This is a genomic window from Ningiella algicola, assembly GCF_028401415.2.
Lineage (GTDB): Bacteria > Pseudomonadota > Gammaproteobacteria > Enterobacterales > Alteromonadaceae > Glaciecola.
Genome location: NZ_CP171821.2, coordinates 815173 through 839513 on the forward strand (window position 1 = coordinate 815173; position 24341 = coordinate 839513).

Here is a 24341-nt window from a genome sequence, read left to right on the forward strand (position 1 = left end):
CAAAACATGAAAATCTTCAAGCAAACAACTCTTGCGCTAGCCGTGTCTTTAGCGTGTACAATGCCTGCGATATCTCAAGAAACTGAAAACGGTGCTTTATCTAGCGCTGAGCAAGAAGCGGGTTTGGAGCGAATCACAGTAACTGCTCAGCGACGCGCACAAAGTATTCAAGATGTGCCTATTTCAATTGCGACTTTAAGTGGCGAAGAATTTGACAGTTTGTTTTCTGGCGGCGGCGACATTTTGGAGCTTGCAGTGCGTGTTCCTGGCTTATATGCAGAAACCTCCAACGGCAGAGTCGCACCACGCTTTTACATTCGAGGTTTGGGTAACACTGATTTTGACCTGGCAGCCTCTCAACCCGTGTCCATTATAATGGACGATGTGGTAATGGAAAATGTGGTTCTAAAAAGCTTTCCGTTGTTTGACATCCAGCAAGTAGAAGTCATTCGCGGCCCGCAAGGTACCCTTTTTGGACGAAACACCACCGCAGGTATTATCAAATTTGATTCGGTTAAACCCACTGATGACTTTGACGCCTATGTAAAAGCAGGCTTTGGCAGCTTCGACACTATCAATATAGAGGGCGCCGTGGGCGGCAAGTTAGGTGAGAATTTATCCGGCCGATTTTCGGTGTTATCGCAAACACGCAGTGACTACATTGATAATATCGCGTCAGATGAAGGCGATGCGATTGGCGGTTTTGACGAACAAGCCTGGCGCGGCCAACTACTATTTACCCCAACAGATGACCTAAGTATTCTTGCCCAGTTGCATGGGCGTGATTTAAACGGCACGGCCTCTGTATTTAGAGCCAACGTATTTACCCGCGGCTCAAACGATTTAAATGAAAATTACAAGCGCGACGAAGTAATATACGATGGCAATCTGAACGGCAATGGTTTTGACAACAATCCTCAAGAATACGAAGGCTTTGGCGGGTCATTTAAAGTCGATTACGACATGGGTGATATTACCATTACGTCTATTACCGCATTCGAAGAAGCTGAAGGTTTTAGCTTAGGGGATATAGACGGTGGGTTCGGCAACGCGGATGATTTTACACCAGACCCGCGGCCAGGATTTATCCCTTTTAGCGCAGTAACTCAAGATAACCTAGACAACCTCGATCAGTTTACTCAAGAAGTTCGCATTGCTAGTGATACTGATGAAGCTTTGCAATGGCAGGCAGGTGTATTTTATTTTGACTCGTCATTTGATATCACCAGTACCGATGGTTTCTTTGGCGCAAGCACCGTATTTCATGAAAACACTACATGGGCAGTCTTCGGCCAAGCAAGCTACGAGCTAAGTGAGAAGCTCACTATCACTGGTGGCCTTAGATACACTGATGATGAAAAATCACTTGAGGTAGGTCAGCAAAACGTTGACGGCTTTGCATTGGTAATTGGTGCAGCGCAAGTCCAAGACTACGACCCTGTTAACGTAGACGACGGCCAAACCAGCTTTGAATTAAGCGCAAACTACAAGCTAAGTGATGACGTCTCCTTGTTTGCACGCTTTGCCAATGGATTTAGGGCGCAGTCCATTCAAGGACGTGACATCGCTTTTGAAGGCAATCCTTCCGTTGCAGACGCCGAAACGATTAATTCAATAGAAGCTGGCTTTAAAGCTGATTTACTAGATGATACTTTACGATTGAATGCTGCGGTATTTGCCTATGAGGTAGACGATATCCAATTATCTGCAATTGGCGGTGCCAACAACGGCAACTCGCTTTTAAATGCTGACAAAGGACGGGCGTTTGGGTTTGAAGTAGATGCACAGTATTTAGTCACCGAATACTTTGTGTTAACCGCAGGCTTCAGCTACAACGATACCGAAATTCAAGACGATAATTTACTGGTAGCACCGTGTGGCGCCAACTGTACGGTTACCGATCCGATTATTGATGGCCTGGCATTGGTGGATGGCAACCCCTTCCCGCAGGCGCCTGAGACCATTTTCAACTTCACTGCGCGCTATGCGATACCGGTAGGTGATAATGGCGAGCTATTTGCTTATACCGATTGGGCCTTCCAAGGGGAAACCAACCTGTTCTTATATGAGTCTGTAGAGTTTACGACCGACGACAACTTTGAAGGGGGCTTGCGTTTGGGTTACGAAAACTTTGAACATAACTATACAGTTGCCTTGTTTGGCCGAAACATCACCGATGAAGATAATGTAAGAGGCGCGGTGGACTTTAACAATTTAACGGGTATTGTTAACCAGCCTCGCATCTTTGGTATTGAGGGCAGAATTAACTTTTTTTAAATTATGCTCAGCGACTTCTGTCGCTTTTGATGAAAGGCCCGTTTCACCGCGGGCTTTTTTGTGCACAATTGGAAAACCTCAGCATTGTAGTTTCAGTACCATCACTCGCATTATTCTTTTTGAGCCAGATGCGATATATTATACAAAACGACTCGCAAACTTGCTCTTTATTGGCGACCGTAGGGAATACATTTTTTGCTAATAAGCGAAAATATCAGGCAAAATAGAGAATCTGCTAGGTCGATGTGAAATATACTTATTCAAAGGATGATGCATATGGGCAAACCTGCGGCACGTAAAGGCGATATCGGCTCTAATCACGGAGCTTGGCATCCCAGTCCAATTATTGCAGGCAGTGGCGATGTATTTATTAATCATATACCTGCAGCACGCAAAGGCGATGCCTTAGCACCGCACGTAAAACCGAAAAGTCCCCCACATGGACGCTCAATTTCACAAGGAGCCCCAACTGTTTTCATCAATAACAAGCCTGCCGCTCGCGTTGGTGATGCTATTGACTGCGGCGGTTCAGTTGCTATGGGTTCACCCAACGTATTTATTGGTGATGACAGCGTATCGATTGAGTCTGTAGGTATCCCCTTGGTATTAAAGAGCGTCATCATTCGCTTAAATATCAACCCAGAAATTGGCTCAGACATCAAAGACACCTTTACCTTAAGCTCTGCGGACGGCAGCTACAAGGAGTCTAGAACCGTTAAAGATGACATGATGCCAGGTGACGAATACTTGGACCTTCTATACGAAAATCTGAATCCATCGTTACTCTATTCTCTAGACCACCAATACGCTGTGGATGGGACGACGACTCAATACTTTACCAACATAAGCTACACGGCTATGTCGCTACTTTCATAAACAAAAGGATAGGTACAACATGGAAATCGTCCCTAATTCTGGCCCTGAAGATCCGCAAGGTCGTCCAATAGTCGCATTAGGCCCCCCTAGAAAATTACGTATGGGCGTGTTTTTTGACGGTACAGGTAATGACACCTCAGACCCTGAACAATATTCGAACGTCAACAAACTGAGATTGGCATATATTAATAATTTGTCTGGTGCTAATGCTGTAGCCTATGATCCTAGTGACAGTAACGCCCAAATCAGCACGTCAGTGTACAAACGTGGGGTTGGCACCGACCGACCTATAGTAAGTATTCCAGTTCCTGGAGTTATACCCAGAGTCTATAACTATCAAATGGAGAGTGATCCGCTCGGCGGAGGCGCAGGCAGAGGTATGAAAGCGCGTACAAACGGCATGTTTTATGACATCCGTCAGAAATTATACGATTTTGCTGATCGATTCCATCGTTTGCCTGAGCTTGTAGAGCTCGATGTGTTTGGCTTTAGCCGAGGCGCTGCCACTGCAAGACACTTTATAAACCTCATCGTTCAAGAGCATTACGATTTAGATTTAGATCCACGCTATGTCAATCAAAGAGTGGTCTTCAATGTCACGTTCGTTGGGATTTTTGATACCGTTGCAACCGTGGGTATACCCGGTAACAATATTGATGCTGGATATGGATTTCATATCATTCCCTATAGAGCAAGCCGTGAATGGGATGATGTGACTTATCGAATGGAAAAAGTCTTTCATATTGTCTCTGAAGATGAAGTCCGAGCTGCATTTGACTGCACCAGTGCGATAGATATACCGCTAGAAAACCATAACCTTGGTGAAAATGGAAGCAGTCTCGATTCAAGGGGGCGAGAGAGGGAACCTATTGAGCGCTATTATCCTTCAGAGCGACGGGAGGGTGTTATCGAGGAAGTTTTATGCATCGGCGTCCATTCGGATGTTGGTGGCGGTTATTCTAATTTTTTTGAGCACGATGCCAGCAATAACTTTCTTGCCCGAATCCCTCTACACATGATGTATCAAAAGGCTTTAGAACACGATGTCCCTATGTGGCAACCAAATGAAGTTCTTTCCGAAGTTCCCGAACTGCGTCCACATTGGAACAGTGACGCTGGTTGTCAGCAAGGTTTTGACTATTTAATGTCTCAATATGCGCGGTATCCAAATCTACGCTTTAACTATAAAAAGTATCGGGAAGCTGATCTCACTATTCAGGCTCAATTAAGGCTACAAAGTGAAGGGAAAACCGGCGACGGTCTTATTCCATGGATAGCGTCAACTTATGAATATAGTCATGTATCGACTGAAATTGGCGCGCTATATGCGCATAGGCGAGAAATGGAGGCCGCGATTGCGCAAGATATGGGATCAGAAGCTGCCGCCGAGGCATTTTTGGACACGGCAAACCGTTTCTATCGCACTTATGTGCATAAGTCTTGCTACCCATGGAATCAAGTTACTGGTATGTATCCGCAATATCGTCTCGAAACAATCCGTAGTCCAGTTACACTAGAAGAGGAAACAATTGGTGTTTTTCATCGCGGTATATTTACGCCTGTGTACACCGAGTATGCTGAGGCAAACCGCTCGATGCGCGTCATTCGACTATTATCTCCTATCGTGGGCGAAGTGTTTGATTTCGATTTAGGTCGCCCAATACAGTTTAATGACGGCGAGCACGGTCAGTAAAAATGCAAAAGCGCTTTGGGTTACTTACGCTCTCAGGGCTCCTAGCATTAACAGGGTTTGCCATATTATTTGCATCAAATGGATTTGTATCTGATGTGAACACTGTCAAACACTTACACGCTTCATACGTCCCAAGCTTGAAACAAGACGGTGGAATTCAGTTTTATTTAGGCTCAGCCAGCTATCTTTCAAGCAACAAAGGCGGAGCAGCGGGACGACTTTACTTTGGTCCATATTGGACTTACCACACTATGGGAGCAATTCCTTCCGACACGGGCGATTTAGCCTATCATGGCGAACCGAGTGGGAAGCTTTTTGCAATATGGCAGACGCAAACGCGGGAAAAGGACGTGTCAGCTCGGCAATTTAACTACTACTATGCTGCATCGCCAGAAGGTGTCAATAATGTAATGCCGCCGCGCAAAGGCAATCATCTATATTATAAAGTGTATGCGTTTCTAGGCCATAAACTGATCTACAAGGAAGCCCTTTCTGCATCAGACAAACAAAGTTCTGCGATGCCAGCCATTGAACTTAGCGGTGGACTCGATAAGGCATATCGAGTGGGAGACAAACCTGCCCTCTATTACTGGGTTGAATCATTCGATGGGAACGGGGCAACGAGAGATTACCCTTGGAAAGTACCCACGCAATGGCAAAAGATCGACGCGATAGAGATTACAGAAGCACAGTTTGACTCGCTCTACTGCTCTATCCATATGAGTGGTTGCACGCCATTTTTAACAGAAAAAACATCAGGTTTAACCCCCGAGCAATTAGAATATGTTAAAACCCATCCCATTGACAAAAAAGACTTTGCAAAATTAATAACGCGGTTGGAAAATCATAATAATCCATGGAAATAGATTTTTTTATGTTGATAGGTCTCCTTTTTTAATTGCTTGCCTTCTATTAAAAGTGATTCATCAAGGGGACAATTTGCTAGCGTTAATTTAAGGCCTAAGCAAAACTGATATTTTTTTGTGGAGAATATATTTACATCATGCTGCACTCAAACGTATTTCTGTTCAGCGCCTGCGTGCTAATTTGGGGCTCAACTTGGATTGCGATTACCTTTCAAACGGGTGAGGTAGACCTTATGGTTTCCGTTTCGCTCCGCTTTGCGATTGCAGCACTGATTCTGGGTGTTTGGTGCAAGCTTCGAGGCATATCCTTGCACATAGAAAAGTCGCAACATAAGTACTTGATAACGGCTGGTATCTTTCTTTACTGCCTAGATTATTCATTTTTGTATGCTGCTGAACAACATATGATCAGCGCACTGCTAGCCGTTTTAAGCAGCAGCGTTATCTACTTTAATGTGGTGTTGCGGCGACTCATATTAAAAAAGCCTATTAGACTTGAAGTAGTCATTGGTGCAACGCTTGGACTGATTGGCATTGGCTTAATTTTTGCGCCAGAATTTGAGCAGCTATCGGCGAATGATGGCATCATGCTCGGTTTATTGTTCGCGACCGCATCGTTTTTGTCGGCAGCGGCCGGCAATATTACCTCTGAACGTATTTTAGATAAAAAGACCGATGTTGTGCCGATGAACTTTTGGTGTATGAGTTACGGCGTTGCTTGTACAAGCACGGTAGCTAAAATTAGCGGCGCAAGTTTCGCATTGCCTTCAAATTACGAATACTTCGCTTCGCTGCTCTACTTAGCCGTATTTGGTTCAGTGCTAGCCTTTGGCTCGTACATGAAGTTACTTAAACAAATAGGCTCTGATAAAGCGGCCTATGTGGTATTGGTCTACCCCATTGTTGCTTTAGCTATCTCGACCTTTTTTGAAGACTACACGTGGTCGCAGTATTCAGCCATCGGCGTGTTATTTGTTATCTTTGGGAACGCAGTTGCTATGGGAAAAGCCAATCGTTTTGCTCTTCGCATTTACAAACGGCTTTCGGTTTAATCGTCAAGCCGTTTAAAGCATGCACGTGCTCTATTGGGCTGTGCTGCTCTGCGATTGAGTCAGCCCTGCATCTGTCTTTAGGTGCTTTTTGCCTCTGAACGCCCGCTTAATGTCATCCAAAATCATATACAAAGCTGGCACCAGCAAAAGCGTAATAACCGTTGCAAACAAAATACCAAAAGCGAGCGATATCGCCATTGGGATCACAATTTGAGCTTGCAAACTGCGCTCAAAAATAATGGGAAGTAGTCCCATAAAAGTAGTCAGTGATGTCAGCACAATTGCCCTGAACCTCTGACTACCAGCGGTCGTGACCGCATCAAGTAATCGATTACCTTCTTTGCGCGCTCGATTAACAAAATCAACCATAATGAGCGAATCGTTCACTACCACTCCCGCTAACGCAATAATGCCGCAAATTGAGAGCACACTCACCGCTTTTCCAAGGATTAAATGCCCCACGATTGCACCCACCATACCAAAGGGGATCACAGACATAATAATCAACGGTTGCGAATAGGACTTAAGCGGTATCGCCATTAAAGCAAAAATAGCTAACAGCGCGAATATAAACCCTTGAGCAAGCGATATCATTGCCTCTCCCTGTTCGCGCGAATTGCCTTGAAGCTTAAAGCTCACATTCGGATAACGCGCTAGAATCTCAGGGATCACTTCATTGGTGACTTCGGTAACCACCTCACCTGGGTCAATAATGTCCTTATTTACCTTCCCGCTTACGGTAATTGAACGAGAGCCGTCAACGCGAATAATGCTTGAGTAACCTTCTGCTAGCTCTATGTCAGCCACCTGACTAAACGGGATATCGTCCCCATTCGGAGCGCGCACGCGCATATTTTCAAGATTACCCACCGAATTGCGCTGGTCCTGTGGATAGCGCACCATAACCTTAACTTCTTCATCTTCACGCTGAATGCGCTGCGCCTCTGCACCATAAAACCCGTATCGAACTTGCTGTGCAAGCTGTGAAAGAGAAATACCCAGCGCTTCAGCTTGAGGCTTCACGGCAAGTCGTATTTCGTCGCTGCCGCCACTAAAAGTATCATTTATTTCGCTTACGCCATTAAATGCTGATAAGCGCTGCTTAAGCTCAGCGGTCACATTGGTTAAATCTTGAATATTCGATGAACTAAATTCAAAGTCTAAGTCAGAACCCGGACCAGGCCCGCCAGCGCTGCCGATAGAAAGCGTTCTAATACCCGCCATTTCAGGCAGCTTTTCGCGCCATCGCTCGTGAATTTGTTTATCGGTCAGCTCGCGTGTTTCGCCTTTAGTCAATTCGATAAAAAGTTGCCCACCTAATGCGCCTGAATCAAAAGCCAAGAAATGCTTAACAACCCCGGCACCCGTCTCTTCGGCAAGTTCGTTATCCATTTCAATAGCGGCATTCATCAAGCTGGTAATGGCTGCGTCGCGCTGAGCAAGCGAGCTTCCAGCCTCCATCTCAACACTCGCAGTCACAAAGTCGGAGGGAATGTCAGGGAAGAATACAAAGCGCACCAAACCACCGGCAAATAAGCCGACAGTCAAAATCAACAGCGCAATGAAACTTGCTAATGTGGTATAGCGATACTTAACTGCTTTGACTAAAAATGGAACGTATTTATTGGCAATGAAACCTTTAACTAAGTCATTAAACGCCTCGCGATTTCGCTGAAACCAGTTAGCGGTCTTTGGATCGTAGGGTTTAACCTTCATGTGCGCTAAATGCGCTGGCAAAATAAGCTTTGATTCGATTAAAGAGAATACTAAGCACAAAATGACTACCAAGCCTATGGTCTTCCATATCACGCCAAAGGTACCCGATACCATAAGCATAGGCGAAAATGCGGCGATAGTGGTCAAGACGCCGAAAGTGGCTGGCATGGCAACACGTTTTACGCCGCGAATAATGTTATCCATGCTGTGCCCGTGCTTGTCCATTTCGCTGTAGGCGGACTCACCCATAATAATGGCGTCGTCCACCACAATCCCCAGCACAAGAATAAATCCAAACAAACTTAATAAGTTAATTGAAAGGTCGATGTATTCCAGCGGCATTAGCATCAAGGTACCTAAAAAGCACACGGGTAAGCCAACAATGACCCAAAACGCGAGCTTAATTTTAAGGAACAAACTCAAGACCAAAAACACCAACAAGGCGCCAAACAGCATATTTTCAATCATCATATTGAGTCTATCGGCAAGATAAAACGAGCTATCTCCCCAAGAGTCAGCGCTAACTGTAGGAGGCAGCTGTTCACGCTTTTGCTCAAGATACTTGTTAACATCTTCGGATATTGCCAATGCGTTCTGGTCGCCTACCGCCCGCACACGGATACTCATGGCTGGCTTACCATCAAACAATGCGTAGGACTCATCTTCAATAAACCCGTCATTAATGCTGGCAATATCACCGAGCAATAAACGCGTTCCGTCTTGGCGATTTATTAAGGGTATACTGGCGAATTCCCAAGCCGTATAGGCTTGGCCTTTGGTTCTGAGAAGAATATCGCCGTTATCACTTTTTATGGAGCCACCGGGAATATCGATACTGCTTGCTCGTATTGCACCCACCACTTCATCAAAGGTGAGGTTATAAGCCTGTAACTCCATTTCGGATATTTCCACCGACACTTCGTAATCGCGCGCACCAAAGACGGTGACATCTGACACCCCTGGTAAATTGGCGATTTCGTCACGCATGGATTTCGTAATTTCTTTTAGCTCACGTTCGTTTACCGTGCCATAGACCGATACCCACAATACATCTTGTGGCACTTTGATTCGATACACGACGGGTTTTTCAGTATTGGCTGGAAAGGTTGAAATAGCATCGACTTGCACTTTGACTTCATCAAGCATGTCTTGCACGCTGTAGTCGTCTTCCACTTCAATAGTGACGCTGCCTAAGCCTTCGCGGGCAGTTGAGGTAAGCTTTTTAATCCCTTCAAGGTTTTTAACCGCCTCTTCAATTTTAAGTACAACCCCCTCTTCCACCTCTTGAGGTGCAGCGCCTAAGTAAGGTACCTGGACCACTACGTTATTGATAATGAACTGAGGAAATATCTTTTTCTGAACTTGAAATATGCCAAATATCCCGCCAAAGATTATCGACACCATTAATAAATTAGCCGCTACGTTATTTCGGGCAAACCAAGCGATAATGCCTGATTTGGTATCAATATGTTCACTCATAAGCTGACCTCATCGTTAGCATTGCTCATGTCGTTTCCAGAAGGTGGTGTAGGCTCAATTGTTCGCACAGGCATGCCGTTGTATGGGCTTGAAACTGCACTAAGTACCACTTCGTGCTCCCGATCCAGACCATCCCGAATGTAAACAAAATCTTCATCTGTGCGCATAACGTCCACATTGTTAATGGCTATTTTCGACTCTTCATCTACCGTGAGCACGGTTCCGTCTAGGCGCAGCACAAAACGAGGCAGTTTAACAATATTTTGAGCGGTAATGCCGCTGATTTGAGCACTCACAAAACGCCCGAACTTTAAGCGTGAAGCATGGTTTTGTGAGTCATCTAAGCGATAAGGGTCAGATACCTCCACTACACCGTAAATGACTCTGCGTGCATCATCCAGTACCGCTTCGTCTCGAACCAGTCTGCCTTCCCAAAATTGACGCTGACCGGCCACTTCGGCACTTAAGGTAACTTGAGGAGCCTTTTCATTAAGGTTGCCTATAAATGCAACATCGTCATCAGTCAAAGGCAAGCGCACCTCGGCCACATCGGTAGAGAATACCTCTCCGATTTGACCACCCATGGGTAAAAACTGACCTAAGTCTACATTTCGCGCCTTCACTAAACCATCGTATGGTGCTCGGATTTTAGTTCTATCTAGGTTTCGACGAGCGCGCTCATAATTCGCTTTTGCCGCTTTCAAATTGGCTTGTTCACGAGCTAGCTGAGGTTTACGTAATCCAAGTTCAGGGGCAGGACCTGCATTAAATGAGCTCCACTCTTTTTCGGCAACGCGACCACGCGCAATTTCTTCATCTAGCGCAGCCTGCGCTCTGGCAAGCTCTGCCTCTGCAAGTACCAAATCGGTTTGATAATCAACCGCTTCAATTTCAACTAAGACGTCACCCTTTTTGAAAAAACCACCCTCAATAAAATTCTCAGAAATAGTGAGCACCTTACCGCTGACTTGAGTGCTTAGCACCGTGCGATTTTTAGGTTCGACCACGCCTTGCGCATACACCAAAAATTCAATATTATTGAATTCGAAAGGGCTTGCATCAACCAAGAACTCTGCCTCTTCCACTTCCTTTTTCTCTGGCTCTGGCTTCATTGAGATTAAACCAACAGTGACAGCTATCGCGCCAATAAGAATAAAAATAGGAATGCCGATCTTTTTAAAACCACTTGCCATTGATTAAAGCCTTAATGTTTTCTTGTGTAGGAAGGAGTCTATCCAGAAACTTAGTGTAACAAGTATACGCCTGCATTTAGCGCAAAACACTAAGGCAAAGCTTAAACTTATGTTAGATAGGCAACAAAAGTGTGTCTAAATGTTACTGAGCCCCGTTTGACTTTAATACGGATTTAGCTTAATTAAAATTCCATAAATGTGGGCTTGCACGCTTGATATTTTCAGTTTCAGCCTCTACGAGAATTTCTTTTACGTTTTCCCTAAGCCATATTACACCAGGATCCTTATCCTGTCGTTTGTGCCAGTACATGTTTGCAGCCGTGGGCGGCAGTTCAATTGGTGGACGGGTTCCAGAAAGTTTGCCTTCGGCTATGCTAGCGCTTAATGCGCCTAATGGCGCGACTGCAATTAAATCACTATTCTCTAACATCGAAGGAACCAAAGAAAATTGATTGACCGTAGCAGCGATGCGGCGACTTAAGCCTTTTTGAGCAAGCACTTCATCAGTAAAACCCACCGTATCGCCTGAGAGTGAAACCAACAGATGTTCTGCCCCGCCAAATTCTTCCAATGACAGCGTCTTTTTTGCAAGCACATGCCCTACGCGCATTGCACACACGTATTTTGGGGTAAACAAATATTCCGTTCTAATGTTACCGGGCATCATGGCGGTAGCGCCTAAAACTAGGTCTACATTGGCAGACTCAAGCACTTCCACAGTATTAACAATTGTATATGGCACGCAGTGCAAGTTGATGTTAGGCGCTTCGTTTTCTATTCGTTTGCGCAAAGGCACAAGTAACATCTGCGCTACGATATCTGCTAATGCAATGCGAAATGTTCGCTGGACTGTTGCTGGCTCAAAACTTACCGGTTTAATAGCTGAGCTAAGCTCACTGATGGGCGCCTTTATCTGTGCCCACATATTTTCTGCTCGCAAAGTCGGTTTTATATTACGCCCATCCTTAACGAACAAGTCATCTTTCCATGCCACACGCATTCTACTCACTGCATTAGACACTGCGGGCTGGGTCATCGCTAATCGGTCAGCAGCCCGGCTAATACTGCCTTCAGTCATGATAGCGTCAAAAACGATTAATAAATTAAGCTCTTGTGGTCGCATTCATTTCGTCTCATTTCTTAAGTTCGCCAATTCATCATAGTATAGAATGTATTTTGTAATGACTTCAGCAGCTTTTATTGTCAGCGTACTATCGCTCGTGTAAGTAAGCGGGTTCAAACGGTCACCACTTTTTCCGTTTCACCGCCACAAATAAAAGCATTTCAATACTGAAGAAGATCTGAAATTCGCCGATAACTCTTTACTTACTAATGCGTCAGCGACAACCGACTTAAGACTATCAATGCCAAATACCTTTGAGCGCCTTCATCGATTTTTTCTGTTACCTTTTTTCGCTCGCATGTCAAATTTGAGTCTACCCTGTCTGATCCTTGCCTTTTGTTTAAGTTTGGCAGCGTGCCAGCCCAAGCAATCGCAGAACTCCCCCATAACCATTGCAATTGGCAGCTGGTACGGCTACTACCCTTTATACTACGCGAGCGATTTGGGCATTGATGAAAAATATGGTTTGAGCATTAAAGTGCTTGAGCCACAAAACATCTCTAGCTTTCGACGCATATATGTAAATGAACAGGTTGATTTTGTTGGGACTTCAATGATTGAGTTCACCAATGCAAAGGCTTTTACCAAACAAGACATTCAACCCGTTTTGGTCAGTGACTTCTCTAATGGTGGCGATGTTGTTATTGCAAGGCAAAATATTCAGACTCCAGAACAGCTAAAGGGCAAAATAATTGCGGTTCCATCAAATGGCATTGGTGAGTATTTTATGTCACTGGTGTTCGATGACAAAGAACCCAGCCAGCATTTTAAGCAGTTTATTATTCCTGAAACAGCATGCCAGCAAGCTTTTGATCAAAACACAATTGATGCATGCGTTACTTATCCTCCTATCTCAACACATTTACTGAAAAACCCAGAATTGCATAAAGTGTTAGACACATCCGCTTATCCCGGACAAATATACGATCTCTTATGGAGTAAACCGCATGTTAATGCGCAGCAACGCTCAGCAATAAAAAAAGTGTGGTATGAAACGGTTGCAGCAATCGAAGCCGACCCGGTGGCCTATCATAGCTACATTGCTCAACTCGCAGATGTATCTGTAAGCTCTGCAGAAGAAGCAATGTTGGGCATAAAGCTTGTTAATGAGCAAGATATGAAAGACATGTTTGCCGATGTAGACGCGTTAAATAAGCGCATCGTAGCTGCATGTTATATTGCACAGGGCGAAAATTGCGAGAAGTTCGCCAACGCATTTGCACCTTTGGACATGTGAAGTTTATGACCAACCAACGCGTTTTCAAAATCGGCATAGTCACTAAACTTATATTTCCCTTAAGTATTTTATTTGCAGCCATCGTCTTCATTACCGCGATAGTGCTACTCAACGTGTTCTCAAGTGAGCAACTTAAAATGGTTCGCGCGAGTGCACAAATGTCAGCCGCGCAATCAGTCATGACGCTAGACAAGGGCGTATCGCTAGAAAAGCTTAGAGGGATAACCACAAATACCGCACTGGACGACAACGTCAATTGGGTCACAATCATTGAAGTTGATTCAGATGATGTATTAGCCTCTAGCTTTAAACCGCGAATGCCGCGGTCCATCGAGACGCTACCGCAGCAAATGTATGACGCGTATTTTAGCGCCAAACGTTCGCGCCAACCCTATTTTTCAAGTGTACAAGACAATGGTTTTGCCTTTGCTTTTCCCGTGTCTGGATTAGACCAAAGCAAAATGAGCACAACCGACCTTATTTTACTGGTTCAATATAATACCGATGGAATGAATGAGCAGTTTGCGAACTATTTGAACATTATTGTGCTCGTTGCGGTGAGTTTTTACGTGGGGCTGATTAGCATTCTTGTTGTATTGATTAACATTTACATTAGACAGCCCTTGCACAAGTTCAAACGAGTCCTTGATACAGAATCTCAAAACGAAGCATTTCAGCCAATTGCCATTGATACAAACGACGAATTCGCCGACATTGCCCGTGCATATAACAAGATGAAGTTAATTGAACGAAAAAGCTTGCAACGGGTTACGCAAGCTAGTCAAGCGGCTTATGATTTGGCTGAAAAAAAATCGCAGTTTCTGGCTAATATGAGCCACGAGTTGCGCACGCCTATAAATGGAATTTTGGGTCTTGCACAGCTATGTCAACGCAGTACCAGTGAGCAAGACACAAAACGTTATCTGGGACAGCTGAACCATTCATCAAAGATTTTGTTGTCCATCGTGAATGATATTCTTGATTTCTCTCGCTTAAACGAACAGCAAACACAACTCTACCTGGAATCAACGCCGCTTAGCGATCTATTGCAGCACACCTGCAACATCAGCCAAGTAATGGCGGACGAGAAAGCATTAGGATTTTCAATCAATATTTGTCCAAACGCACCCTACATTATCAAAATTGATAAGAAGAGGCTTGAACAAATATTAATGAATATTATCAACAATGCGGTCAAATTCACTCAAAACGGAACGGTGCAGCTAAGTGTTGATTTTGACTGGAATTCGAAAATGCAAGGAAATCTTTGTATATCGGTAGACGATACAGGTATTGGCATCGCCGAAGAAAACATACAAAACATATTCGACCCATTTGAGCAAGCGGACACCACTATCTCCCGATACTACGGCGGGACTGGACTTGGTTTAGCTATTTGCAAAGAGCTTGTTGAATTGATGGATGGCGTGATAACAGTTGAGTCAGAGGCAAATCAAGGAACCTCGTTCAAAGTCGTCATTCCGTGCGAGGGTGCGAGTTTAGAAAGCTATCTTGTAGCGTGTTTTGCACACAAAGATCTCCCCCGTATTTCCTATTCAAAAGAATTGAGCACAAGAACGAATAGTGTCTGTGACACTGTGAATAAATTTGCATCGATTCCACGCGTCGTTCCGCTGTCTGAAATTGTTGAAGATTGTATGCGGGCTCCCTATCTGCTCAATGAACGAGTGTTGATTGAATACCTAGAAAATTATCAAGCAAATTCATTAAAGAAAATGCCAAATTGCGCGGGTGAAAGCGACGCTGTAAGCGAAGAAAATCATATATTGTTGGTCGAAGACAACGAAATAAACGCGACTGTCGCACAAAACATGCTATTACAGGAGGGCTACCGAGTAACGGTTGCAGAAAACGGAAAAGTGGCAGTGTTCTTATTCAACAATCACTATCAGCAGGAAGATCAATTTCACGCTGTATTGATGGATGTGCAAATGCCAATCATGGATGGCTACGAAGCCACACAGATAATTAAAGAAATAGACCCTAGCATTCCAATTATTGGCTTAAGCGCAAACACCATGAAAGAAGACCACAACAAAGCAATGGATGCGGGCATGAACGATTACTTGCACAAACCCATCATTAGAGAAACGCTGATAGTGTGCTTACGAGCGCACCTAGCATTACGCAATTCTCGCGTTTGATGCACGTATTTTCGCGCCTCCGACGCGCAAACTAAAAAACTTGCTTACGCGCCAATCAAACGAAATCAGTTGCAAACCATTAGAGACTAGACTCAAGCTGCGGCAATACCTCAAACAAATCGCCAACTAAACCGTAGTCCGCCACCTGAAAAATCGGTGCTTCTTCGTCTTTGTTAATGGCAACAATCACTTTTGAGTCTTTCATACCCGCAAGATGCTGAATCGCACCAGATATACCAACCGCAATATACAAATCAGGCGCTACAATTTTGCCCGTTTGTCCTACTTGCATGTCGTTGGGAACGAAGCCTGCATCCACCGCTGCTCTGGAGGCGCCAATTCCGGCTCCCAACTTATCAGCAATACCGTTGAGTAACGCAAAGTTCTCGCCGTTTTGCATGCCTCTTCCGCCAGATATAATAATGTCAGCGGCAGTTAGCTCTGGGCGCTCTGACTCAGTTAGCTCGGCGCTCACAAAAGCAGATTTTTCCGAGCTTATTGCAGTTTCAACTGTCTCAACTGGCGCATTACCGTCATTTGAGACTGCATCAAAAGCTGATGCTCTGACCGTTACTACTTTAATCGCATCGCTGCTTTGTACTGTTGCAATGGCATTTCCTGCGTAGATTGGGCGAACGAAGGTATCGGCTGAAACGATCTCTATGGCGTCAGAAATCTGCGCAACATCCAATAGCGCGGCAACTCGTGGCATGAAATTCTTACCGGTCGTGGTAGCCGCCGCAAAAACGTGAGTAAAATCAGACGCTAATTCGACGATCAAATCAGCAATATTCTCTGGCAACTGATGTCCATACACTGCGTTATTCGCAGCTAAAACTTTTGATACACCTGAGAGCTTTGATGCAGCCTCAACAACACTTTCGCATTGGTGGCCAGCAACCAAAACAACGATGTCAGCCCCTACTGATTTGGCAGCATGAACGAGTTTATTTGTTTCTGGCTTTAGCGCTTCATTGTCATGCTCTGCATATACAAGTACTGTCATGAGATCACCTTTGCTTCGTTTTTAAGTTTGTCTACCAGCTCTTCCACACTGGCTACCTTAATTCCACCCTGACGCTGCGGCGGTGGAGTTACCTTTAAAGTTGTCACTGTGGACGAAAGCTCAACGCCCATATCGACTGCCGACTGCACATCAATGGGCTTGCGCTTTGCTTTCATAATATTCGGTAACGATGCGTAACGCGGTTCATTCAACCGCAAGTCAGTTGTTACTACAGCGGGCAAAGATAACTCAACCGTTTGCAAACCACCGTCTATTTCGCGCGTTACTTGCACTTTGCCATCGGCAATAGCGACTTCTGACGCAAACGTACCTTGCGGCATTGAGGTAAGTGCAGCGAGCATTTGACCCGTTTGATTGTTGTCAGAATCAATGGCTTGCTTGCCCAAAATCACAAGATCGGGGGATTCTGCTTCCACCACCTTTTTCAACAGCTTTGCAACCTGCAATGATTCAAGGCTAAGACCCGATTCAGTTTCAATGTGAATGCCGCGGTCTGCGCCTAACGCTAAACCAGTGCGGATTTGCTCTTGGCAGGCTTTGTCGCCGATAGAGACCACTACAATTTCAGTGACATGACCCTTCTCTTTAAGACGAATAGCTTCTTCAACCGCTATTTCACAAAATGGGTTGATTGCCATCTTCACGTTGTTCAATTCAACACCAGAATTGTCTGGCTTTACACGAACCTTCACGTTGTAATCAATGGCGCGTTTTACCGGCACTAGTACTTTCATATCGTCCTCTGCTCAATGATTTGGTTGACGCGAAATCTATAGCGAGTTGACGTAAACGTCAACCTGCTTTAATGTCAGCGACTTCTTTTCCTCACGCGTTTAGTTTACAACGTAGAGGAAGCTTGTAGTATTCGTTTAACGAATACTTGGCTATAAATGTTTAAAAATAAAACGAATATCGTGTTGTTGGAGAAAGTGATGGATAGAGAAGTGATGGAGTTTGATGTCGTTATTGTCGGTGCAGGGCCATCTGGACTCTCTACGGCAATTAAGCTCAAACAGCTAGCAAATGAGCACAGCAAAGAGCTTAACGTGTGCGTGCTTGAAAAAGGTTCTGAAGTGGGCGCGCACATTCTATCCGGCGCTGTCTTCGAGCCGCGCGCACTGGCTGAATTATTTCCTGACTATCAAGAAAACGGTGCGCCGCTAGGGGTAAAAGTTACACAAGATGATATCTACTTGCTCAATAGCGAAACGAAGTCGACTAAATTACCCAACATGATTACGCCAAGCACCATGCACAATGATGGAAATTATATTTTAAGCATGGCAAATATGTGCAGATGGCTGGGCGAGCAAGCCGAAGGCCTGGGCGTTGAGATATATCCTGGCTTCACCGCCGCTGAAATTGACTATGATGAACAAGGTCGCGTAGCTGGCATTATTACAGGCAGTCTTGGCGTAGCGGAAGATGGCAGCGAAAAAGACGGGTATGTTCCGGGAATGCTGCTTAAGGGCAAATACACGGTTTTTGCAGAGGGTTGCCGAGGGCATTTAGGGAAAGAGTTAATTGCAAAATATGAGCTAGACAAAGATGTATCGCCCCAGCATTACGCCATCGGTTTCAAAGAGATCTGGGATATACCGGGCGAGCAACATCAAGAGGGATTGGTAGTGCACACCGCTGGCTGGCCACTAGGAAAAGCGACCGGCGGTAGTTATTTATATCATGCAGAAAACAACCAAGTGTTTGTCGGATTAATTGTTGATTTAAATTACGAAAATCCGCACTTATCTCCCTTTGATGAGTTTCAGCGCTTAAAGCACCACCCTGTCATTGCTGACACACTAAAAGGTGGAACGCGTGTAACATACGGCGCGCGAGCTATCGCAAAAGGCGGGTATCAGTCATTGCCAAAAATGACCTTCCCTGGCGGGATCATGGTGGGTTGCAATGCAGGCACGCTGAATTTCTCTAAAATCAAAGGCAATCACACAGCAATGAAATCTGGGATTCTTGCGGCAGAGACGCTTTTTGACTTAGTTGGCAATGATGATATTAAAGACCCTATCGAATATACCGAGCGTTTTAAACAGTCGTGGTTATATGACGAGCTTTATCGCTCCCGTAACTTCGGTTCGGCCATCCATAAATTTGGGAATTTCATGGGAGGCGCTTACAACACGCTTGATCAGAATATTTTCGGCGGAAAATTGCCCTTCACCTTGACCGATTCAAGGCCTGACCACACCACCTTAAAAAGTGCCTCTCAAATGCCGCAGATTGACTATCCCAAACCTGATGGGAAACTCAGCTTTGATAAGCTTTCATCAGTTTATTTATCGAATACCAATCATGAAGAAGACCAGCCGTGTCATCTAAAGCTGAAAGATCCTAGCGTGCCAATTAAAGTCAACTTGGCGAAATACGATGAACCCGCTCAACGTTACTGCCCTGCTGGAGTTTACGAAGTCATTGAGGACGATAGCGGGGAAAAGCAATTTCAAATAAATGCGCAAAATTGTGTCCATTGCAAAACCTGCGATATTAAAGAGCCTCAGCAGAATATTGTTTGGGTCGTACCTGAAGGTGGCGGCGGTCCTAACTACCCCAATATGTGATCTCGCATTTGACCCAAACAATGAACACAGATTTATTTTACCAAGTACACTCAGTGCAGGATGACGATGAACAGGCGAGCGCGCTACCTGCGCTGGTGTTGATTCATGGATTATTTGGCAATTCGGACAATTTGTCGGTGATTCGCCGGCACTTTGAACATGAACGGAAGGTTATCAGCATTGATTTACCGGACCATGGCAAATCATGTCGGTCTGACACCTTTAGTTTTGAACAATATGCTGACAAAGTTGCTAATTTGCTTACCACGCTCAAGATCCACCAATGCGTATTGGTGGGACACTCTCTTGGTGGCAAAGTATCGATGCTCGTGGCAAAAGCCATGCCCTCAGTTGTCGTTAAGTTGGTTGTTATGGATATAGCACCTATTGCATACCCGAGTCGCCATCAAAATGTGTTTAAAGCCTTATCTGCTGTGGACCTTAAAACACTGGAATCTCGTGCAGACGCGAAAGCGATTATATCCAATCATATCGAAGACATTGGCACTCAGGCTTTTATTCTCAAAAGTCTGTATCAAGAGCTTGACGAAACTACGGGCGAGAAACATTGGCATTGGCGATTTAATCTTTCGTTGATAATCAGAGATTACGATTTATTAAGCGCATGGCCATATAAAGGCTTATGTTTCAATGGCCCGACTTTGTTTATGAAAGGCGCAGACTCTGACTATATTTTATCGGAACATCAAAGCACGATCATGGAGCAGTTTCCTAACGCTAGCGCGAAAATTGTGCCAGCTGGGCATTGGTTACATGCTCAAAAACCGCAAATAGTGAATGCACTTATCAAGAAGTTTGTAAACGAATAAGCACGCAAATTTAAGACGCTATGCGCTTAAAAGGTGATTGTGTAACACGGAGTTTACCCTTTTATAACCCAGTGTTTACGTGTTCTGAATTATGGACAGTGCTCAAACCCGCTTTACCCTCAAATGGCTTGAAAATAAGGTCTAAATCGTTTTTTTAGCATGTGATTTCTGCTACTATTCGCGGCGTTTTTATAAGCAACTGCAGGTAGCTAATGACGCCCGAAGTATTTAAAACGGTTGAAACCATTGCGCTTAATATCACTTTGGTGGTGTTATTCGCGCTAATGTTTTTTGCAGTACACGACGTTTTGAAGAAGAATGACGTACCCAAAGCTGGCAAATTCGTTGCTTATGGCGTGTTAGGCTTGGGAGCGCTTGGTTTTGTCATGAAGGGCGTTATAGAATTATTTTGGATGGCGAAAGGCATTTAAACCGGGTAACTAGGTAGACGCAATGCCCGCTAGTGTAGATATAAAAGATTTTTGGAGTAGCAATCGATGGCAAGTGTAGGTCTATTCTTTGGAAGCGACACGGGCAACACAGAACATATCGCTAAAATGATTCAAAAAGAATTGGGTAAACACCTAATTGATGTAAAAGATATTGCCAAAAGTAGCAAAGAGGACATTGCTGAATTTGATTTACTCATGTTTGGCATACCCACTTGGTACTACGGCGAAGCTCAATGTGACTGGGATGACTTTTTCCCTGACTTGGAAGAAATTGATTTTGAAGACAAGTTGGTCGCTATATTTGGCTGCGGTGATCAAGAAGACTACGCAGAGTATTTCTTAGATGCTATGGGCATGATTAGAGATATCGTAGAGCCAAAAGGTGCCGTGCTAATTGGCCAGTGGTCGACCGAAGGGTACGATTTTGAGGCCTCAAAAGGCATGGCGGATGATGATCATTTCGTCGGTCTAGGCATTGATGAAGACCGTCAGCCAGAGTTAACCGAAGAACGCGTGAAAGCCTGGTGCGCGCAAATCAAAGAAGAAATGTGCCTCGCTGAACTAGAATAATCATCAGCGATTATCAGCCGAAGTTATGATAATGTAGTCAGGAAATACCTTAGATTAATGAACGCAACAGGCTTACGTGTAGCTGAGCAGTGAGACGTACGCGCTGTGCGAATGTGAGATTTCAATCTTTCGGACAGAGCTTGTTATTAGTGAAGTGTCTTAGATTTTATTATAAAAAGGTCACATGAGCATCGCTTAAATTCTTTCAAGAGGGACTATGACTTACACCAACGTACGACAACTTAAACCAGCTTTTTCACTCACCTCCCTATTCATCATTTTTTTATTTTTAAGTTTTCATCCAGCCGCATACGCCAGTTTGTTGATGAAGCCAACCTATCATCCGGACTTGAATTACAAAGCCCCTATTCTTGAGGGTGATTACGCAGCAGACATCACGCATCCCGACGAAATACTTGGCTTTGAAATTGGTCAGCGTGTTGCCAGTCCTGCATTAATCACCAAGTCGATCGAAACTTGGAAAACACAGAGCGACCGACTAAAGGTGGTAGAGTATGCGCGCAGCCACGAAGGTCGACCATTGTTCGCAGTATTTATTTCAAGTCCTGAAAATTTGGCAAAGCTTGACGATATCCAAACAGATTTAAACGCATTGGCTGATCCGCGAGACACCTCGGATGCCCAAGCAAATGCGCTTATCGACCGCCTACCCGCCATTGCATGGATGGCCTATTCAATTCATGGTAATGAAACCTCTGGAGCAGATGCAGCTCTTGCTGCCATCTATCACTTTGTGGCTAGTAATGAGCAAGAGGTAGATGCCATGCTTAATGACATGGTCATCGTTATTGACCCTCTTATGAATCCGGATGGACGTGCTCGTTTTGCCAAGTCCTTAGAACAATACCGTGGCGCTGCCCCCAATATTGATGATCAATCACTGATTCACCGCGGTGACTGGCCATACGGTCGCACTAACCATTACCTATTCGACTTGAACCGTGATTTTTTCTACCTGACTCAGCCAGAAACAAAAGGTCGCGTGGCTTTGATTAATCAATGGCGCCCCCAGCTTATGATTGACGGACACGAAATGGGCGCACAAGACACTTTTTTAATGGGTCCTCCTCGTCAGCCTTTGAATTTTAATATTGCGCCTAGCGTGCAAAAATGGGCGCAAACCTTTGCGCAAGATCAAGGCGCTGCATTTGACCAGAAAGGATGGCGATACTACACAGGTGAGTGGTTTGAAAATTGGTATCCTGGTTATTCTAACTACGCGGAATATCGCGGATCCATGCACATTTTATATGAACAAGCGCGAATAGCAGAAGACGGTGTTAAACGCCCTGAAGGCACAGTGGAAACCTATAAAGAAGGTGTGCATCATCAATTCATCAGCACTTTGGCCAACTTAAGATCACTGCAAACACATTCTAAACAGATGTATCAGGATTACTGGGCCGATAGAAAAATGCTGATCTCCAGTAAAAGTCCTTATGCTGATAAAAGTTACATCGTTTTAGCAAATGACAACCATTCAAGAACGCGCCTGTTAGCCGAAAAGCTTCTTGCCCAAGATATTGAAGTGCAAATTGTTGATGAAGCCTTTGGCGTCGACGATGCGCGCAATCACCTAGGAGAAAGCCTGGACGATGTAACCATTCCAAAAGGCAGTTTAGTCATTATTAATCGACAGCCAGAAGCGCGTTTACTTGCTGCGATTATGGAATTTGATTCACAGTTGCGCGCCGATGTTATTCAAGCGGAACGTGAAAAGGTGCTTAAAGAAGGCCGCTCAGTGATGTACGACACTTCGGCGTGGAACCTAACCATGATGTATGGGCTTGAAGCGCTTGAAGTTGATGACGAATTACGCAAAAACACCTCTCCTTACACCGCAGGTGCCCTACTTCCTGCAGACTTCGCTATCAATAAAAACGCCATCGCTTGGTTTGTTGACGGTGCTGATGATGCCTCAGTCGCATTTGCCGCGCGATTGCTTGAGCAAGACGTGCAGGTTCGTGTGGTTGATAAAGCAGCAGAATTTAATGGGCTTAGCTTTAATCGAGGCTCCGTTGCTGTATTAATTACGGATAATCGCAAACGTGAAAACTTAACCGCTCTGATTGAGCAAACTGCCGAAACGCTAGCGGTGGAGCTGAAGTCTGTAACAACGGGGCTTGGCGAGGGTGAATTTCCTGATTGGGGCGGTGAGCATTTTGTGCTGCTCACCAAGCCGCAAATCGCAATTGCGTCACAAGCTGGTACCAGTAGTTACGACGTAGGTACAACTTGGTGGAGTATTGATACTAATTTAGGTGTACGCCACAGTCACTTAGATTCAGACTCTCTATTACGAAATGATTTACGGCGATACAACACTATTATTCTTCCCCAGCGTTGGAGCATGTCTGATGCAAGCAAAGAGGCACTTGCCAATTGGGTTCGCCAAGGTGGTACCTTAATCACTCACGATAATGCTAGCGCGCTAATGACCGAAGTAGAAAACTTTAGTTCCGTGCGCTTGGTTGACGATATTTTTGAAGACGCTGCTAAATACGATACGGCTTTGCAAAGGCGACTTCTTGCTCAACGTCCATATACCGTTGACGACAGCTTAACATCCTCTGCTCTGACAACAGAGCTTAGCTATCCGTGGGATAACAAAGCCGAGGCGCTTGAAGCAGATGAACTTAAAAAACGCAACGAATGGCAACAACTATTCATGCCCTCTGGCGCAATGATCGCTGGACATGTCAATCAAGACCACTGGCTAACCTTCGGTGTCAATGAACAACTCCCTTTGTTATATCGTGACCAAGCGATATTAGTCGCGCCTCAAGGCGCAGAATCTGTTGTATCGGTGGGTGTGTACTCAGACAACGAAGATGCTAATTATGAAAAGGCTTTGGGTTGGTACTCCATTCCAAATGGGCAAGAAATTCACCTTAGAATGAGTGGTTTGGTGTGGCCTGAAGCTGCGCAAAGAATGGCCAATTCAAGCTATTTAACGCGTGAACAAATCGGCAAAGGACAAGTCATTATGTTTTCAGGGCAGCCGAACTTTAGAGGCGCTGCCCACGGAACTAATCGCTTGTTGCTTAATGCAATTGTTTATGGCGCCGGATTTGGCACGAGGCCCTTTGTAGCGCTCTAAGTAGCACTAATCAACCTCAACTCGGGATAAGCGACAGCGCCAAGTAGCGCTAAAAACGCGAATTACTGCGTTGCAAAAGCGAGCAATA

General features: G+C 44.8%; 17 protein-coding genes. 12 read left to right on the top strand and 5 right to left on the bottom strand.

What is annotated here, in order from left to right:
* Positions 1-6 precede the first annotated feature (6 nt).
* From PN836_RS03655 to PN836_RS03675, 5 genes are all read left to right on the top strand, one after another.
* Positions 7-2277 (top strand): TonB-dependent receptor, encoded by a 2271-nt coding sequence (locus tag PN836_RS03655; protein ID WP_395343626.1) that lies wholly within the window; start codon positions 7-9, stop codon positions 2275-2277.
* A 276-nt stretch (positions 2278-2553) separates the two neighbouring features.
* Positions 2554-3153 carry a PAAR domain-containing protein gene (locus tag PN836_RS03660; RefSeq protein ID WP_395343628.1) on the top strand — a complete coding sequence of 200 codons (600 nt, stop codon included), beginning with the start codon at positions 2554-2556 and terminating at the stop codon, positions 3151-3153.
* A 19-nt stretch (positions 3154-3172) separates the two neighbouring features.
* Positions 3173-4846, top strand: coding sequence for a T6SS phospholipase effector Tle1-like catalytic domain-containing protein (locus tag PN836_RS03665; protein ID WP_395343629.1), 1674 nt, complete (start codon positions 3173-3175; stop codon positions 4844-4846).
* A gap of 2 nt (positions 4847-4848) precedes the next feature.
* A complete protein-coding gene (locus tag PN836_RS03670) occupies positions 4849-5712 on the top strand; it encodes a hypothetical protein (protein ID WP_395343631.1) in 864 nt (287 codons plus the stop codon).
* A 137-nt stretch (positions 5713-5849) separates the two neighbouring features.
* Positions 5850-6764 (top strand): DMT family transporter, encoded by a 915-nt coding sequence (locus PN836_RS03675; protein ID WP_395343632.1) that lies wholly within the window; start codon positions 5850-5852, stop codon positions 6762-6764.
* A gap of 30 nt (positions 6765-6794) precedes the next feature.
* Here the strand turns inward: PN836_RS03675 and PN836_RS03680 are convergent, their stop codons facing one another.
* From PN836_RS03680 to PN836_RS03690, 3 genes are all read right to left on the bottom strand, one after another.
* Complete coding sequence (locus PN836_RS03680) at positions 6795-9959, bottom strand: efflux RND transporter permease subunit (protein ID WP_395343634.1); 3165 nt, start codon at positions 9957-9959, stop codon at positions 6795-6797.
* Complete coding sequence (locus PN836_RS03685) at positions 9956-11152, bottom strand: efflux RND transporter periplasmic adaptor subunit (RefSeq protein ID WP_395343636.1); 1197 nt, start codon at positions 11150-11152, stop codon at positions 9956-9958. Before PN836_RS03685 ends, PN836_RS03680 begins: the two co-directional genes overlap by 4 nt.
* A 178-nt stretch (positions 11153-11330) precedes the next feature.
* On the bottom strand, positions 11331-12275 hold the full coding sequence (locus tag PN836_RS03690) for a LysR family transcriptional regulator (protein WP_395343639.1): 945 nt from the start codon (positions 12273-12275) through the stop codon (positions 11331-11333).
* A gap of 241 nt (positions 12276-12516) precedes the next feature.
* Here PN836_RS03690 and PN836_RS03695 point away from each other — a divergent pair, with 241 nt between their 5' ends.
* The gene (locus PN836_RS03695; protein ID WP_395343640.1) at positions 12517-13512 is read left to right on the top strand and encodes an ABC transporter substrate-binding protein; all 996 of its coding nucleotides are present in this window, start codon (positions 12517-12519) and stop codon (positions 13510-13512) included.
* 5 nt (positions 13513-13517) lie between these two features.
* Positions 13518-15677, top strand: coding sequence for an ATP-binding protein (locus PN836_RS03700; RefSeq protein ID WP_395343643.1), 2160 nt, complete (start codon positions 13518-13520; stop codon positions 15675-15677).
* A gap of 79 nt (positions 15678-15756) precedes the next feature.
* On the opposite strand, the gene PN836_RS03705 is transcribed toward PN836_RS03700, so the two are convergent.
* Both PN836_RS03705 and PN836_RS03710 read right to left on the bottom strand, forming a co-directional pair.
* The gene (locus tag PN836_RS03705) at positions 15757-16683 is read right to left on the bottom strand and encodes an electron transfer flavoprotein subunit alpha/FixB family protein (protein ID WP_395343645.1); all 927 of its coding nucleotides are present in this window, start codon (positions 16681-16683) and stop codon (positions 15757-15759) included.
* The gene (locus tag PN836_RS03710; protein ID WP_395343647.1) at positions 16680-17438 is read right to left on the bottom strand and encodes an electron transfer flavoprotein subunit beta/FixA family protein; all 759 of its coding nucleotides are present in this window, start codon (positions 17436-17438) and stop codon (positions 16680-16682) included. The genes PN836_RS03705 and PN836_RS03710 overlap by 4 nt, the downstream gene beginning before the upstream one ends.
* Positions 17439-17636: 198 nt before the next feature.
* Between PN836_RS03710 and PN836_RS03715 the strand changes: the two genes are divergently transcribed.
* The 5 genes from PN836_RS03715 (at position 17637) to PN836_RS03735 (ending at position 24253) form a co-directional block, all read left to right on the top strand.
* Complete coding sequence (locus PN836_RS03715) at positions 17637-19280, top strand: electron transfer flavoprotein-ubiquinone oxidoreductase (protein ID WP_395345445.1); 1644 nt, start codon at positions 17637-17639, stop codon at positions 19278-19280.
* Between the two features lie 20 nt (positions 19281-19300).
* Entirely contained in the window at positions 19301-20110 is an 810-nt protein-coding gene (locus PN836_RS03720) for an alpha/beta fold hydrolase (RefSeq protein WP_395343649.1), read from the top strand.
* A gap of 212 nt (positions 20111-20322) precedes the next feature.
* The gene (locus tag PN836_RS03725; RefSeq protein ID WP_395343651.1) at positions 20323-20541 is read left to right on the top strand and encodes a DUF2788 domain-containing protein; all 219 of its coding nucleotides are present in this window, start codon (positions 20323-20325) and stop codon (positions 20539-20541) included.
* A gap of 66 nt (positions 20542-20607) precedes the next feature.
* The gene (gene fldA, locus PN836_RS03730; protein ID WP_395343654.1) at positions 20608-21132 is read left to right on the top strand and encodes a flavodoxin FldA; all 525 of its coding nucleotides are present in this window, start codon (positions 20608-20610) and stop codon (positions 21130-21132) included.
* A gap of 217 nt (positions 21133-21349) precedes the next feature.
* Positions 21350-24253, top strand: a complete 2904-nt coding sequence (locus PN836_RS03735; protein ID WP_395343656.1) for a M14 family metallopeptidase — start codon at positions 21350-21352, stop codon at positions 24251-24253.
* The last annotated feature ends 88 nt before the right edge of the window (positions 24254-24341 follow it).

Coding starts and splice junctions, on each gene's coding strand:
- PN836_RS03700 (WP_395343643.1), top strand. CDS start 13,518: ATGACCAACCAACGCGTTTTCAAAATCGGCATAGTCACTAAACTTATA.
- PN836_RS03655 (WP_395343626.1), top strand. CDS start 7: ATGAAAATCTTCAAGCAAACAACTCTTGCGCTAGCCGTGTCTTTAGCG.
- PN836_RS03725 (WP_395343651.1), top strand. CDS start 20,323: ATGACGCCCGAAGTATTTAAAACGGTTGAAACCATTGCGCTTAATATC.
- PN836_RS03720 (WP_395343649.1), top strand. CDS start 19,301: ATGAACACAGATTTATTTTACCAAGTACACTCAGTGCAGGATGACGAT.
- PN836_RS03665 (WP_395343629.1), top strand. CDS start 3,173: ATGGAAATCGTCCCTAATTCTGGCCCTGAAGATCCGCAAGGTCGTCCA.
- PN836_RS03710 (WP_395343647.1), bottom strand. CDS start 17,438: ATGAAAGTACTAGTGCCGGTAAAACGCGCCATTGATTACAACGTGAAG.
- PN836_RS03735 (WP_395343656.1), top strand. CDS start 21,350: ATGACTTACACCAACGTACGACAACTTAAACCAGCTTTTTCACTCACC.
- PN836_RS03680 (WP_395343634.1), bottom strand. CDS start 9,959: ATGAGTGAACATATTGATACCAAATCAGGCATTATCGCTTGGTTTGCC.
- PN836_RS03690 (WP_395343639.1), bottom strand. CDS start 12,275: ATGCGACCACAAGAGCTTAATTTATTAATCGTTTTTGACGCTATCATG.
- PN836_RS03675 (WP_395343632.1), top strand. CDS start 5,850: ATGCTGCACTCAAACGTATTTCTGTTCAGCGCCTGCGTGCTAATTTGG.
- PN836_RS03715 (WP_395345445.1), top strand. CDS start 17,637: ATGGATAGAGAAGTGATGGAGTTTGATGTCGTTATTGTCGGTGCAGGG.
- PN836_RS03685 (WP_395343636.1), bottom strand. CDS start 11,152: ATGGCAAGTGGTTTTAAAAAGATCGGCATTCCTATTTTTATTCTTATT.
- PN836_RS03660 (WP_395343628.1), top strand. CDS start 2,554: ATGGGCAAACCTGCGGCACGTAAAGGCGATATCGGCTCTAATCACGGA.
- PN836_RS03705 (WP_395343645.1), bottom strand. CDS start 16,683: ATGACAGTACTTGTATATGCAGAGCATGACAATGAAGCGCTAAAGCCA.
- PN836_RS03695 (WP_395343640.1), top strand. CDS start 12,517: ATGCCAAATACCTTTGAGCGCCTTCATCGATTTTTTCTGTTACCTTTT.
- fldA (WP_395343654.1), top strand. CDS start 20,608: ATGGCAAGTGTAGGTCTATTCTTTGGAAGCGACACGGGCAACACAGAA.
- PN836_RS03670 (WP_395343631.1), top strand. CDS start 4,849: ATGCAAAAGCGCTTTGGGTTACTTACGCTCTCAGGGCTCCTAGCATTA.